Source organism: Citrobacter sp. RHBSTW-01013 (genome assembly GCF_013781985.1).
GTDB lineage: Bacteria > Pseudomonadota > Gammaproteobacteria > Enterobacterales > Enterobacteriaceae > Citrobacter > Citrobacter braakii.
This window is the reverse complement of sequence record NZ_CP056185.1, coordinates 3,891,464-3,908,034: the sequence shown is the minus strand read 5'-3', so window position 1 is coordinate 3,908,034 and position 16,571 is coordinate 3,891,464. Positions and strand designations below refer to the sequence as shown.

Below are 16,571 nucleotides of genomic sequence, written 5' to 3'. Positions count from 1 at the left end.
GACTCACATAATTGTTATGCGTTCACAATTTGGGTGTGAGCTGCGAAACTTGCCGCGCTAGCTGGAGCAGTGAGTCGGCCAGCACCTGGGGTGAGAGGGTTTGCGTATCGGGAGGCAGAACCGTATTGCGCTTAACCAGGGTTACGGGCAGCAGTTGGTTGCCCACGCTTGAGGTCCCACGGGGAAGTTGCAGCAGTCTGTCGACGCTGGTTTCACCCAGTAACGGAAAATCCTGCCTGATGGTGGTCAGTGGTGGGATGTAGCAGGCGCTGTCTTCGGTGTCATCGTAGCCGATCACCGAGATATCAACCGCCACCCGCAGACCGAACTCGCTGATTGCCCGCATCGCGCCCAGCGCCATTTGATCGTTAGCGACCAGCATGGCCGTGGGGAGATTACCACCATTAAGCATATGCAGCGTTTGCTGAAAACCTGACATCGCGCTCCAGTCGCCTTCCAGCTCCGCGGTGGGTTGCAGCTGGTAGTGCGCCAGATATTTATGCCACCCCGCATGGCGAAGCCTTGCCGAAACCGAAGTGTGTGGCCCGCTCAGCAGGGCGATACGCTGATGCCCATGCTGCACCAGATGTTCAACGCCGAGACGTGCGCCGTCGTCATGGGAGAAAATCACGCTGTTAATTGGCGTCTGATCTGAGACATCGAGAAACAGCACCGGCACCGTACCGCAGGCGGCAGCCACGGCAATGGCGTCTTCTTCATCGAGCGGGTAGTTGATGATAAGCCCGGTTACGCGTTGAGAAAGCAGGTTGTGGACTGCGGCTTTACATGCCTCAACGCCGCTACGTTCGACCATGGCGATCACCACGCTGGCCCCGGACTGGTCGGCGCGGGATTTTATGGCGGCAACGATTTGCGAGGGGGCGTGCAGGGCAAGGTTCGCCGTCACGACGCCAATCAGCGGCGTCTGTTTGCCCGCCAGCTGCTGTGCGACGCGGTTGGGGATGTAATTGAGCTCCGCCATCGCGGCCTCAACTTTCTGTCGGGTTTTTGCGGAAACGTGGCTGGCCTGATTCACGACGCGCGAGACGGTCTGGTAAGAGACTCCTGCATGGTCTGCCACATCGTATAGCGTTACCGGTTTCACGTTTATCACCCCTGTCATGACGTTATCTGCGCGCTATGATGCCACAGCGGGACGGTTTTGGGGTATTTGCGCATTGGTTCTGCGAGGCGCATTCCAGGGTTGCGGATCGTGTGCTGGAGGATTTATCGTCGTGATGCTTAACAGAATAAAAAAGTGAGGACATCGTGAGCGACTCTGCGGCAAACAACATTCTGTCCATCTACCAACGTCATGCGGAGGCCTTTGCCAGCCAGCGTTCACGCGCACTGTTCGAGAAAAGCTGGCTGGATAAGTTCATCACCGTGATGGGCGGACAGGGCAGCATTGTGGATATTGGCTGCGGCAACGGCCAGCCGATTGCTGGTTATTTTATTCAGCAAGGCTTTCCGCTTACGGGAATTGATGGTTCTGCGGCGATGCTGGCGCGGGCCCGGCACTCTTTTCCCGCACAGCGCTGGCTGGAGCAGGATATGCGCGAGCTGGGACTTAACGAGACTTTCGATGGTCTGATCGCCTGGGACAGTTTTTTCCATTTAACTCAGCAGGATCAGCAAAAGATGTTCCCGATTTTTGACCGACTCAGCCGTCCCGGCAGCGCGCTGATGTTTACCAGCGGGACGGAAAACGGTATCGCGATGGGGCAATTTGAGGGCGAACCGCTGTTTCACGCCAGCCTCGCACCGGATGAATACCGCGCATTGCTGTCAGAGCACGGTTTTGTGGTGGTAGAGATGGTGATGGAAGATCCGCACTGCGCCGGGCATACCATCTGGCTGGCGCAAAAACGTGGCTAAATTCTAAACGTTAAGCGTTCCCTTCTCCTGATATTATTCTGCAGTGGCTGTTTTAACATTCCGGAACTTCAGTTCAAGGATTTTATTTATTGTTTGATCCAGTTCTGAACCTTTTATTGGAGAGCATATTTCAGCATACTCTTTTACGTATTTTTGGCATGTGTTGACGACTTCTGGTTGTGGGAGGAAATATGCGGCGACTGAGACAGGGGAAAAAATTGCTGAATAGAAAGTAATGTAGAGTCCCTTCGACAAATATTCAACATCCTTGATACGCTCGGTTCCACAAGCAGAGGGGATTCTTTTTATAACAGTGTCGTACCTGTCACGAAAGTGCTCGTTAATGGTAGGGCAGGTTTCAGGGGATGAGCTGTTAAATACCGCTAGATCTATTTGCGCAGAGTAATCCTTCCCATCTGTTTTGGTGAGATCTATTAAAACAAAAGGCATAATTGTTAAAATAAGGGAGGTGGTTGCTAAAAAATACTGATATGGGCTGTATTCGTCGGAACGAAATTTACACAGGGTATAAATCGACAAGAATAAACCCAGGGTTGCAATAAAACCATTGAGCATTGCCAGAATAAGGAAGAAAAGAACGATCGCGGAAGGTTTAATTATGCTGGTATTCATTTCTAATTATTCCATGTTTTTTAACGCTATTACTTTACGACAATTAAGTTAAGCGATAATAGTACAATTTCCAGGTATTGCGGATTCCGCTTATTTAGTGCCGGGGAGGTATGTCTGTTAGCACGATGCGAGTGGCGTCATCGTAGCGTATTATCCAGAATGTTAATGTGGGTAAATGGGCGATTTGCGATGGGATTAGGTCAACAGAGTAAGAATAATTTAACTTAAGAGCATAAGAAATCCTAAAATGCAATTGGAATGAAGTGAAATAGCACTTAATGTCTTTACTTTTGTTTACATTTTGTGCTTTTTTACAAGGATCGGCTGTGCTTTACAGTCAAGTTCGCTTTCGTACTTTTATGGGGGGTGGGGTGAAGTTCAGGGATGAAAGAAAGTTGGCAATATTAATTGGGATGTTAATTTTGCCGTTCACAACTGTTTCTGCGGCGCCACTCTCTCCTGCGGATCGGAATACCATTCAGCAGCAACAGCAGCAGCGACTTAATGAAAACCAGCGCCAGCGTGAAGAGCTGGAGCGTAGCGTTACGCTACCCGAAACCGTAACGCCGAAAACGCCAGCCCAGACTGAAGGGCCGTGTTTTATGATTTCGCGTATTGATATTGACGGCGCAACGAAGTTGTCCGCCGCTGCCTCGGCAAAGCTTACCGCGCCATGGGTGAATCAATGCCTGAATATTCCCCGCCTTACGGAACTGACAAATGCAATTTCCGACTGGTATATCAGTCGAGGCTACATCACCAGTCGTGCCTTTTTAACCGAACAGGATCTCTCATCCGGGGTGCTGCACATTGCGGTGCTTGAGGGTAAATTGCAGCAAATACGTCTGGAAGGCGTCCCATCGCGCACTCTGCTGATGACCTTTCCCGGAATGGAAGGAAAAATTCTCAATCTGCGTGACATTGAACAGGGGATGGAGCAGTTGAACCGGGTTCGCCAGACGCCGGTGGAAATTGAAATTTTGCCGGGCAGTCAGCAGGGGTTCTCAATAGTTAACCTCACCGCCACGCCTGAATTTCCACTCAATGGCTCAGTTAGTTTTGATAACAGTGGACAAAAGAGCACCGGAACCGGACAGCTCAGTGGTGCGCTATTTTTCAATAATATGCTCGGCCTGGCGGATAAATGGTTTATTAGCGGCGGACGCAGTAGCGATTTTTCCAGCAGCAAAGATGCGCAGAATTTTGCGGCCGGCGTGAGTATTCCTTACGGCTACGGACTGCTTGATTACAACTACAGCTGGAGTAACTACCTCAGCACGATTGATAACAATGGTTATGCCTGGCGTTCCACCGGAGATAGCGAAACCCATCGTCTGAACGGATCCTGGGTTTTGTTTCGCAATGGTGATGTCAAAACCGCTGCATCGCTGGGATTGACGCATCGAATTAACCGTAACAAATTGAACGATATCCTGCTGAAGACCAGTAGTCGCAAGCTTTCCAGCGTTTCGCTGGGCATCAACCATACGCAAAAAATTGCTTCCGGCGTTGCGACGTTTAACCCTTCATTCACCCAGGGCGTGCCATGGTTTGGCGCAGAGGATGACAACGATAAACAGGGTGATGTGCCAAGGGCGGAATTTCGCAAATGGAGCGTCAGCGGTAGTTTCCAGCGCCCGTTGGCAGAGAAACTGTGGTGGCTAAGCAGCGTGTATTTTCAATGGTCTCCAGACCGACTCTATGGAAGTGAACGCCTGACGCTGGGCGGAGAAACCTCCGTTCGCGGTTTTAAAGAACAATACATTTCTGGAGATAACGGCGGCTACTGGCGCAATGAAGTGAATTATTCGCTATTTACGCTGCCGGTGCTGGGACAGATTGGCGCGATAGCGGCATTCGACGGCGGCTGGCTGAAACAGGATAACGTTGATAGCTATGCCTCCGGCACGTTGTGGGGGGCTGCGCTGGGATTAACCAGTTCAGGGCGCTGGTTTTCCAGTCAGTTTACCGTAGGAACGCCAGTAAACTATCCGGACTGGCTGGCGCCGGATCATCTCAATGTGTATTACCGCGTTGCGGTGGCATTTTAAGGAATAAGGGTGATGAAAAAGGATCAGGTTCGTTTTTCCCAGCGTTTGCTAAGTGGCATGTTGAGTTTCCTGTTGGCTACCCAACCACTGCTCCCAGCGATGGCTGCCGCCATCACGCCTGAAGGCAATACGCAGATGGATAAAGCCGCCAATGGAGTTCCGGTGGTGAATATTGCCACGCCGAACCAGTCCGGGATTTCACACAATAAATATAACGACTACAACGTGGGAAAAGAGGGGCTGATCCTCAACAACGCGACCGGGCAATTTACCCAGACCCAGCTCGGCGGCATCATCCAGAATAACCCGAACCTGCAACCGGGAAAGGAAGCTTCAGGGATCATCAACGAAGTTACCGGCGCTAACCGTTCGCAGCTTCAGGGCTATACCGAAGTCGCGGGGAAAGCTGCCAACGTCATGGTTGCCAACCCCTATGGCATTACCTGTAATGGTTGTGGATTTATCAACACGCCTAACGCCACTCTGACCACCGGTAAACCCGTGTTGGATGCCAACGGCAACCTACAGTCGCTGGATGTAAGCAAGGGCAGCATTACCATCGAAGGTAAGGGGCTGGATGGTAGTCAGAGCGATGCGGTGTCGATTATTGCCCGTGCCACGGAAATTAATGCTGCGCTGCACGCCAAGGATCTGACGGTTATCGCCGGCGCGAATCGCGTGGCGGCGAATGGCCAGGTGAGCCCGCTGAATGGCGAAGGGGAAGCACCGAAAATTGCGGTAGACACCGGTGCGTTAGGCGGCATGTATGCTAATCGAATTCATCTGGTCTCCAGCGAGAAAGGGCTGGGGGTCAACCTCGGGAATCTGAATGCCCGTCAGGGTGATATCACCCTCAATGCTAACGGGAAATTAACGATCGGCAACAGTCTGGCAAATGGTGGTCTATCCGCCAGTGGCGAAGGCGTCACGTTGACCGGCAGTCATAAGACCGGAAGCGGGATGGTCATCAACAGCACCGGGGCGTTAGCGTTACAGAATGCAAATCTCTCCAGCGGCGCAGGCGTGCAACTGGGCAGCGATGGCAAGGTGACGATCGAGGGGGGCGGGGTTGCCGCAGCTGGCGAGTTGCAGGTGGCTGCTAAACAGGATGTAGCCATTGCGGCAACCACTTTGGTTAGCCAGAAAAACACCTCACTGCGCAGTGACGGTTCGCTGAAAATCACCGACGGCAGCCTGACCAGTAAAGAAAAAATGCATGTTACGGGTACTAATGGGCTGGCGCTGACCCGTTCCACGCTGGGGAGTGATACTGATGTCAGCCTTAACAGTCAAGGCGAACTGTCGGCGCAGGGGGGATTGCTCTCAGCAGGTAACGGATTAACGCTGAAGGCACAGCACATAGCTCTGAATAACGCCAGTCGGGCCGATGCGAAGGGCGCATTAAGCCTGACCGGTAGCGACATAAACAACCAGGGACAGGTCAATGCGGGAGGCGCGTTGTCCCTTTCTGGTGGGCACCTCGTTAATGGTGGTCAACTGGCTGCAAATGGCAGTCTTGATGTTTCTGTCAGCAGCCTTAACAACGCAGGTCTGATGCAGGGTAACAGCGTATCGGTCAACAGCGGGGCGCTGGATAATATGGGTACGCTGGCGAGCGGCGGCCAGCTTTCAGTACAAACGGTAGCGCTGAACCAGCAGGGGATCCTGAGCGCGAAAAACGATGCGGATATCCGGGCTGATGCCACGTTGAGTAATGGTGGAAAGTTGCTCTCTGATGGCACATTAACGGTGCAGGCCGCGACAGTTGAACAACATGGCGTCCTCTCTGGCAACCAGGGGGTAACGGTCAATGCTGAAAACCTCACCGCCGCGAAAGATTCGCTGATCGCCGGGCAACAGGACATACAGTTAAACGTTACGCAAAACCTTAATCTGAACGGTCAGGTTAATGCCGCTGGTGCGCTTAATGTCGACGCAAAGCAGTTGACTACTGGCAAAGACGGTCATTTGCAGAGCGGTCTGGACCTTGCGATTACGGGCAACAACGTGACGCTGAACGGCGTACAGGCGGCAAAAGGTTCGTTGGATGTGACGGCTGACAGGCTTAGTCATGGCGGGAAATCCACTGGGGAACGCGTCGGTTTCAGCGCGCAGCAGTCAGTTGATAACCATGGAGAGCTGCTGGCCGATACTCTGGCGCTCAGTGGGACAACGCTGACCCATAGCGGTAGCGCCAGCGCCGAACGCATCTCGATTATTGCATCTGATGGACTCGCCAGCAGCGGCTCTCTGATCGCCGACACGTTAACTCTCCAGAGTCAGCATGTCGTGAACAGCGGTTTGATGCAGGGCAACACCGCGCTGAACCTGCATACCGACAGACTGGAAAACCTCAGCGGCGGCTCACTCTACAGCAAAGCATCTCTAGCGCTGGATATACCGTATCTGGCCAACCATGGGTTGATTACAACCGACGGCTCATTGCACCTCAACGGTCGCCAGTTGGTTAACGGCGGAGAAATTAACGGCGTTAATCTGCAAAGTGAATATGCGACGATAAAAAACGAAGCCGCGGGACGCCTGCTGGCTGACACGTCATTATCTGTTCACGGACAGCAGACAGATAACCTCGGACTCATGGCCGCCGATACGCTCGCGCTGAACAGTCAGGACGTGAATAACGACGGTAATGTGTTGTCGGTGGGTGAATTAAGTCTTAAGAATCAGACTCTCCACAACACTGGCTTGCTGCAGGGCGGTACGCTGAATCTGGAAGCAAATACGTGGCAAAATAGCGGTAATGCGTTGGGTGAAACGGGGGTAACGGCAACAGTATACGACGCGTTCACTAACCAGGGAAAAGTACTCAGTCAACAAGGTATGACCGTGCATGCCGCCAGCGTGAATAACAGCGGAATGCTGGCAGCGAAGGTGCTGGCATTACACGGCGATCTCAGCAACAGTGGGATCCTGCAGGGGAATCAGGCGCTCGCCTGGGATGGGAATCGCTTTACAAACCTTGCTGGTGGGCAGGTGACCAGCGGTGAAGATCTACAGCTCAGCGGAAAGCGTTTTGAAAATGATGGTCAACTAGAGGGCCGTACCGCGGCGATTAGACTGGATAACCTGCGCAATAGCGGCAGCGTTCAGGCACTGGACAGTCTGAAGATTAAGGCTAACGGGCGACTGGATAATCAGGGATCGCTGCGCAGTCTCAACCTGTTTGAGTTGGCTGTGGCACAGTTGTTTAACGACGAAATGATTGCTGCAAAATCCCTGAGCATTTCCGCACCGGAGCTGGTGAATAACGGCATTGTGCAGGGTAATTCGGCGCTACAACTCACCACCCGCAATCTGTTCAATGGTCAGCAGGGACAACTGGTTAGCGGCGCGGGGTTGGATTTAGGCCTCGACATGCTGGAAAACCAAGGTCTGCTGCTGACGAATACCGACTTCACACTGCGCGGCAGCAAATTAATTAACGCAGGTGATATTCAGGCCGATTCCCTGAACCTGACGCTGGCGAACTCGGTTGAAAACCAGGGGAGTATGTTGGCGAAACAGGGGGCGTCGATGAATACTGCATCCCTGGATAACAGCGGTACGCTGGCGGCGAAAAGTGTCACTCTGGATGGAAAATCAATCCGTAACAGCGGTCTGGTACAGAGCAACGACAATACCTCGGTTTCTGCGAATACCTTCATCACGGATACCGCAGGTAAATGGCTGGCCGGTAATGCGCTGCTGGTGCATTCCGGTGCGATGGAAAACGCCGGCGTACTGCAAGGCGATACCCTGACATTCACTGCCGACTCGCTGAATAACAGCGGCGTGCTTAACGGTTTGCATGGCCTGGAAGGCAAGCTGTCCGGGCGACTTACCAACCCCGGACACATTCAAAGTGGCGGCGCACTGACGCTTACGGCTGATGATATCAACAGCGCCGGGCGTATTACCGGTGACAGGCTGACACTTGCAGCCTCGACGTTAAACAATACAGGCCTGTGGCAGGGGACGAATGGGCTTGCGCTGGCTGGCGATGTGCTCACGACGGGCATTACGTCCCGTACGCTGAGCGGCGGCGCGTTGAGCGTCAATGCCGGCACTATCACGACGCAGGGAACGCTGCAGGGGCAGCAACTTACGCTGACCGCAGATGACTGGCTGCACAAAGGATCGCTGATAAGCCTGGGTAATCTGACGGCTGATGTAAACAACGGCCTTACTACATCAGGCGAAGTGATGAGTCATGGCGGAATGTCACTGACCGCGCAGCAGCTTGATAACAGCGGCAAGCTGCTCAGCGAAAGCGACGTAACGCTAGACGGCGTGCAGCTTAATAACAGTGGCACGGTACAGGGAAATACCCTGACCCTGCAGCAAAACCGGATCCACAATCAGGGTACGCTGACCGGTCTGCAAAGCCTGACGCTAGAGGCTCGTCAGCGTCTGATGGCGCGCATGGCGATGGCTTCACCGCAACAGGAATTGATTAACGCAGCAGGTGGTTCACTGCTGACGCAGGGGACGCTGAAACTCTCTTCTGGCGAGGTGACGAATAACGGCGTGTGGCAAGGGCAGTCTGTTCTGCTCAATGCGCAAACGCTGACAAACAACGGGGCAATACAAAGCGCCGACGCTCTGCAGCTTACGCTCGCAAATAACCTGACGTCTGCGGCGGGCAGCAAAATTACTGCCCTTGGTAACGCGACGCTACAGGCGCTTTCTCTGGCTAACGCCGGGCAATGGACGGCGAAAAATCTTACGCTGAAGGGGACAACCCTTGATAACAGTGCGGCGATTAGCGGCGTAAATGCGTTTACGCTTGCCATGAACGGCGCGGTCAGGCAGCAGAAAGCGGGCAGTATGCTGAGCGGGGGCGCGTTGAATCTGACTGCGGCGTCAGTCACCAATGAGGGCAAAATTCAGGGGGCGACGCTGGGCATGACGACCGGCGCATTGACCAACAGCGGACGACTGCAAGGGGATAATGGCGCAACGCTGTCGCTGAGCGGTGATTTGATAAACCAGGCTTCCGGGGAGATTGTCAGCCGCCAGGGGCTGACGATTTCTACGCCAGTGCTGTCCAACTACGGTTTAATGCAGGGCGGTGGAGAGACCCATCTTAACGCCACAACTCGCGCACTCAATGACGGCAAACTGCTTTCTGGCGCGGGAATGAAGCTGACCACGCCGCAGTATTCCGGCGCAGGCTGGTTACAGGCGGCAAACCTCATTCTGAATGCAGCAACGGCCACCAATAGCGGGAACTGGCTGGCTGACAGCGCCACGCTTGCAGGGACCAGTTTTACCAACCTGGGAACCGCGCAGGCCGGTCAACTGGCGGTGAAATACACGCAACTGACAAATAACGGTACGCTGTTGGGCACCTCGCAACTGAGTGTTAATGCCAGCCAGATTAATCAGAATGCGGCAGGAAAACTGTTCAGCGGCGGCGATCTGTCCGTTGAGAGTCACGGGCTGGGTACGTTGGGGCAAGTGGTTGCGCTGGGTAATCTGACGCTGAAACTGGTGAATGACTTTACTGTGCAAAGCGCTTTTGCCGCGGGTAAAACGCTGACCATTACCAGCGATGGCGCTATCGACAACCGTAGCGTGCTTCAGGGGCAATCGCTCAACCTGACGGCGGGCGGACAGCTCAGCAATAATGGACAAATCACCACTGGCAACGGCGCCAGTTATCTCAGCGGCGACAGCGTAGCGCTCAATACCGCCGGAACGTTACAGGGCGGCGGCGATATTACGCTGACCAGTCGCGGTAATGTTTCAGTCTCTGGTTTCACCGGAACGCGTGGCTCTCTGACGCTCAATGCACCGGGTGCCATCGTCAATACGGCGCTGTTGTACGCGGCAAATAATCTGGCGCTATATGCTAACACCATTACCAACCAGCGCGGCGATATCCTCGCGGGAAACAATCTGTGGATGCAGCGAGATGCGGCGGGAAATGCCAACAGCGAAGTGGTCAACACCTCCGGTAATATCGAAACCCAGAACGGTGATATCACCATCAAAACCGGGCATCTGCTGAATCAGCGGGATGGGCTGAAAACAAACCAGACACAAATAGCTGGATCAAACAGTATTCCTGGGATAGGTGATGCGACAATAAAAGTTGATATAAGCCAATTACCGTCAGAATCCTATGGTGTTAATGGTTATTCCTACACAACAGAATCAGGAGCCTGTAACGCACATGGAGCCTGTAGCTACCACCATTATTATCAGTATTACTACGCGCCGTTCAAAGATACCGCGACGCAAAAATTCATTTCCAGCCAGGTAAAAACAGAGGTTTCCAGCTCTGGCGGCGCCGGTCGTATTTCATCAGGGCGAAATCTGTCAATTGGCGCAAACGCGCTGGATAACGCAGCCAGTACTATTCTGGCAAATAATAATATCGACCTTTCAGGAAGCACATTAAATAACCAGAGCTGGCAGTCCGGGACGCTTACTGATTATCTGGTTTATACCTATACCCCAGAGAAATACTCACGTCAGAAATTTGCCGTAAATAATATAGATGTGTTACCTCCGCGTTATAATGAGGGAAGAAACAGTAAAGGTGAAACTATTGTGCTTCCTAAAGAACGCACAATATCATTTAGCCTTGAAGGGCATGACCGTGTTCAGGAAGGAGGTGAAACTTACCGTTCGGTGATTCAGGCAGGCGGCAAAGTTACAGCAAATTTTACTGACTCTATTGGTAACGAAAACACAACTTCTAACGCAGGGCGAGTTAGCAATACCATCGTTACCCCTACTCTCAACACCCTCAGCAACCAAACCATCAGTAATGGGGTGCAAAAGCAGGCGTTGGCAGGCAATGACACGGTAAGTGTCAGCTCTCCACAGTGGAACGATCGACTGCATGACGTATTGCAGAAGATTAACGGCGGCGGCGCACTGGAAAGCAGCGGCGTATCAGACGCTACGCTCAACCCTGTTTCTACCACGCAGAAAGGTAACGCCAGCCTCGGCCAACTCAATGGCCTGATTAACCCAGGCGAGAAGGGCGTGAATGCCGCCGGGATAAATCAGGGCAAAACGGTGGATACCAGCGCTTATCCGTTGCCTTCCGGAAAGAACGGGTATTTCGTCGTCTCTGACGATCCGAAAAGCCCGTATCTGATCAACGTTAACCCGAAATTGAATGGTCTTGGTCAGCTCGATCCCAGCCTGTTTGGTGATTTGAATGCAATGCTGGGTATCAAACCTGGCGAAGCGCCGCGTGAAACCAATATTGCGTATACCGATCAAAACCAGTTCCTGGGATCGGCCTATATGCTCGATCGTCTCAAACTGAACCCTGAATATGACTACCGTTTCCTCGGTGATGCGGCGTTCGATACCCGCTATGTTAGTAACGCCGTGCTGAATAAGACGGGAAGTCGATACATCAACGGCATTGGTTCTGACCTTGACCAGATGCGTTATCTGATGGATAGCGCTGCAAGCACTCAGCAGTCGCTGGGACTGAAATTTGGGGTGGCGCTGACGGCAGATCAGATAGCGTCCCTTGAGCACAGCATGCTGTGGTGGGAAGCCGCCACCGTCAACGGTGAGACGGTAATGATACCGAAGCTGTATCTCTCGCCGAAAGATATCACCGTGAACAACGGTAGCGTCATTGCCGGGAATAATGTTCAGCTTACCAGCGGGAATATCACCAACTCCGGCAGTACGCTGTTGGCGAGAAACGACCTCACTCTCGACAGCCAAAACAGTATTAACAACCTTAACAATGGTCTGATGCAGGCCGGGGGCAACCTCGACCTGAGCGCGATTGGTGATATCAATAACGTCAGCTCCGCCATCAGCGGAAAAACGGTAGCGCTGGAAAGCCTGGGCGGCAACATCAATAATCTGACGCTGGCGGAACAGATTGATGTGAGTGCCAGGGACAAATACCGCAATGTGAGCTTTAAAGATACTCTGCTGGGGTCTACGGCATCGATAACCGCGCAGGACGGATTGTCGCTCTCGGCAGGCAAAGATATCACTGTTACTGGCGCGAATCTCTCTGCAGGCGGCTCATTGCTGATGGATGCGTGGGGGGATATTGCGGTAAATGCCAACCAGATTAACGATGCCCGGAGTCGCTCCGGACGCTGGATAACTGAGACTGGTCGGTCGTCAGTGGACTGGCAGGGTAGCGCCATCAGCGCGGGCGGTAACCTCGGTATCAATGCCGGGAATAACCTCAATATCACCGCCAGCGATGTTAAAGCGGGAGGGAATGCTCAGCTAACAGCGGGTAACGATCTCAATCTGAATGCGGCTACCACTCAGCAAAGTAGCCGTAACGGGGGCAGTGAATCGCACAGCACCGGGCTTTCCCGTACTACCGTTTCAGCGGGTGACAATCTGGTGTTGAAAGCGGGTCAGGATATTAATTCCCATGCGGCTGGGCTGGCTGCGGAGAATGATGTCGGTCTGCTGGCCGGGCGAGATGTCAACCTGCTGGCTGAAGCAACGACCGACGGCGACAGCTATCGTGCGAAGAAGAAAACCGTGGTCAATGACGCCGTACGCCAGCAGGGAACGGAAATTGCCAGCGGCGGCGATGCCGTCATTATTGCCGGGCGTGATGTAAACGCACAGGCAGCAGATGTTACGGCACAGGCCGATATCGGCGTAACGGCAGGCCGGGATGTGAATCTCACGACCGCCACAGAGAGCGATTATCACTACCAGAAACCACGAAAACCAAAAAAGGATTCCTTAGTAAAAAGACTACCCATACGATTGAAGAAGACAGCGCTACGCGGGAAAAAGGCGCGCTGCTGAGTGGGAACAATGTAACTGTCACCGCCGGGAATAACATTTTGGTACAGGGCTCAGCCGTTGCCGGTGACGGCAATGTGGCGCTGGGGGCTGGCAACAATGTGGATATTGTTGCCGCCACCAATACCGATACCTCATGGCGCTTTAAAGAGACTAAAAAGAGCGGCCTGATGGGGTCAGGCGGGATCGGCTTCACCATCGGTAGCAGCAAAACCACGCACGATCTGCGCGAAAAAGGCACCACCCAAAGCGAGAGCTTCAGTACTGTCGGCTCAACGGCGGGCAACGTCAGTATCACCGCAGGCCAGCAGGCACATATCGGCGGCGCGGATATCATCGCCCAGAAAGATATTGCTGTTCGCGGCGACAGCGTACTTATTGAACCGGGTCATGACAAACGCACACGTGATGAGAAGTTTGAGCAGAAAACCAGCGGACTGACGGTGGCGCTGTCGGGGGCTGCGGGCAGTGCGGTGAACAGCGCGGTTTCAGCAGCACAGGGAGCAAAACAAAGCAGCGATTCCCGACTAGCGGCACTGCAGGGTACGCAGGCAGTTCTCTCCGGAGTACAGGCCGGGCAGGCTGTGGCTCTGGATCAGGCGAAAGGGACCGCTAAAGACAATACCAATACGATAGGTGTCAGTGCTTCTCTGGGCTCACAGTCCTCAAAATCGACCTCCCACAGTGAGCAGGATTCAACGACGGGAAGTACTCTGAACGCAGGCAACAGCGTCAATATCACGTCCACAGGAAGCGATATTACTATTGCAGGCAGTGAAGTGAAGGCCGGTAAGGATGTGGTGCTGGATGCCACACGTGACGTGAATCTTATCGCTTCGCAGGATACGCAACTGACGACCGGTAAAAACAGCAGCAGCGGTGGCAGTATTGGCGTGGGTATCGGTGTGGGTTCCGGTGGCGCGGGGATCAGCGTCTCGGCGAACGCCAACAGCAGTAAAGGGCGTGAGAAAGGCAACGGCACCTGGCAGAATGAAACCACGGTGGATGCGGGTAATCAGGTCACGATAAACAGCGGGCGGGACACTACGCTTGCTGGTGCGCAGGTCAACGGCAATCAAGTGACGGCAGATGTAGGCCGCGATCTGACGATTACCAGTACGCAGGACAGCGACCACTACGATAGCAAACAGAACAGCGTGAGCGGAGGAGTGGGATATACCTTCGGCGCGGGGACGGCTTCTGCGAGTATCAATGCCAGCCGCGACAGGATGAAGAGCGACTATGACTCGGTGCAGGAGCAGAGCGGGATATTCGCGGGAGACGGTGGCTTTGATATCACCGTGGGCAAGCACACCCAACTGGATGGCGCGGTCATTGCTTCTACCGGTTCAGTGGATAAAAACAGTCTGGATACGGGCACGCTGGGCTTTGGCGATATCCACAATCAGGCAGATTACAAAGTGGAGCACCAGGGGGGAGGGATCAGTACGGGAGGCAGTATTGGTCAACAGTTCGCGGGTAATCTGGCGAACGCCCTGATTGCAGGAGGTGGCAGCAGCGGGCATGCGGAAGGAACAACGCAGGCGGCGGTGAGTGAGGGGACGTTAACTGTTCGCGACACGGAAAACCAGAAGCAGGATGTCGCCGGTCTGAGCCGGGATGCGGAGCATGCAAACGGCAGCATCAGTCCTATTTTTGACAAGGAAAAAGAGCAGAGACGTCTGCAAGAAGTGCAACTGATAGCCCAGATAGGTAACCAGGCGGCGGATATCGCGCGGACGCAAGGTGAGATAAATGGCCTGAACGCGGGTAAAAAAGCACTGGCAAAGGAAGGCATTCCTGAGCCGGATGTGAACGCCAGTGATGAAGAAAAAGCAAGATACCAGACGCAACTACGGAACTCAGCGGCATATAAAACCGAGCAGACGAAATACGGTACGGGCAGTGACGTGCAGCGGGGTATTCAGGCTGCAGTAGGCGCTCTGCAAGGGCTGGCTGGCGGTAATATTGGCGCGGCGCTGGCGGGGGCATCGGCACCGGAGCTTGCCAATATCATAGGCCATAAGGCGGGCCTCAGCGAGGATGATATCGCGGCTAAAGCCATCGCGCATGCGATACTGGGTGGTGCTGCGGCGGCTATGCAGGGGAACAATGTAGCAGCCGGAGCGGCTGGCGCAGCGGCAGGAGAGCTTGCTGCTAATGCGATACTGAAAACGATGTATCCGGGCAAGCGCGTCAGCGAACTGGATGAAAGTGACAGGCAGTTAGTCAGCAATCTTGCGACTATTGCATCCGGGCTGGCAGGTAATCTGGCCGGGGGGGATTCGAAAAGCACGACAACAGGGGCGCAGTCTGGTAAAAATTCAGTTGAGAATAATTTACTCGGTGGTAGTGAAGATGCTCAGGCTGCATGGATACGTCAGCATGGGCTCGATATGGCGAGCTGTTCTGATAATCCTGATGGAGCCGCATGCCATAAGGCTAAAAATGAACGGGATGCGGTAGGACTTGCTCTGGCAACAGGTACAGTGGCTCTGCTTCCTGGTGGTGCTCAGGCTATGTGGGGACTGGGAGCAAGTGCGAATGCCGGTATCAGTTATCTGGCTGATGGTACTATAGACCCTGCAAACGCAGCCATTGCTGGTTGGGTGAATGTATTCAGTATGGGGAATGGCCTGGCAGGTACAGTCGGCTGGAATGCCGCAGGTGGTGCGCTGGGTAACTGGATTGACAACAAAGACCCGCTGTCGGGGGCGCTAATCAATGGGGCCGGTTCGGGTATTGGCTATGGCATCGGTAAAGGGGTCTCATGGGGCGTTAATTCTGGTGTTAACTGGTGGAAAGGTGGTTGGGATCCTAAGTTTAATCCTGCTCTGAGGCAGTTTACTGAAGTGAAAGGAGAGCTTGGGCTTTCAAAAGAAATGACACCTAGCTATTTTCCAGGTATAGCTGGCGATATCGGTGGTAGCGTGGGATCTGAACTTAGCGGGAAATATATAGAGCAGAAATCCTCTCAGGAGGATCGCAAAAAATGAGAAAGCAAAATAAGTTTCTGCACCTGCCTCTTTTTATCGCATTAAGTATTGTGTCCATTTTTTTGACATCAATTACTTTATACGTAGCAGGGGAGTTGTTGTTCTTCTTTTTCAAAGGGATACCAATTAATTTCACTATGGAAAATATATTGCTACTCTGTAAGATTAGTCTCAGTGTCGGAAGCTTTGTCGGTGGTGGGATGTGGATAGCTCGGTTATTGAAATTAAAAGGATTCTAAGTTGT

Annotated in this window: 4 protein-coding genes and 1 pseudogene; 3 read left to right on the top strand and 2 right to left on the bottom strand. The window is 53.4% G+C overall.

What is annotated here, in order from left to right:
- Positions 1–22 precede the first annotated feature (22 nt).
- Entirely contained in the window at positions 23–1,105 is a 1,083-nt protein-coding gene (locus HV350_RS18815; protein WP_181629117.1) for a LacI family DNA-binding transcriptional regulator, read from the bottom strand.
- Between the two features lie 164 nt (positions 1,106–1,269).
- Here HV350_RS18815 and HV350_RS18810 point away from each other — a divergent pair, with 164 nt between their 5' ends.
- On the top strand, positions 1,270–1,878 hold the full coding sequence (locus tag HV350_RS18810; RefSeq protein WP_181629116.1) for a class I SAM-dependent methyltransferase: 609 nt from the start codon (positions 1,270–1,272) through the stop codon (positions 1,876–1,878).
- A 33-nt stretch (positions 1,879–1,911) separates the two neighbouring features.
- On the opposite strand, the gene HV350_RS18805 is transcribed toward HV350_RS18810, so the two are convergent.
- The gene (locus HV350_RS18805; protein WP_137352758.1) at positions 1,912–2,511 is read right to left on the bottom strand and encodes a hypothetical protein; all 600 of its coding nucleotides are present in this window, start codon (positions 2,509–2,511) and stop codon (positions 1,912–1,914) included.
- 413 nt (positions 2,512–2,924) lie between these two features.
- On the opposite strand from HV350_RS18805, the gene HV350_RS18800 reads away from it, so the two are divergent.
- Positions 2,925–4,562 (top strand): ShlB/FhaC/HecB family hemolysin secretion/activation protein, encoded by a 1,638-nt coding sequence (locus HV350_RS18800; protein WP_225622990.1) that lies wholly within the window; start codon positions 2,925–2,927, stop codon positions 4,560–4,562.
- A 12-nt stretch (positions 4,563–4,574) separates the two neighbouring features.
- Positions 4,575–16,327, top strand: a pseudogene (locus tag HV350_RS18795) (hemagglutinin repeat-containing protein).
- Positions 16,328–16,571: the final 244 nt, after the last annotated feature.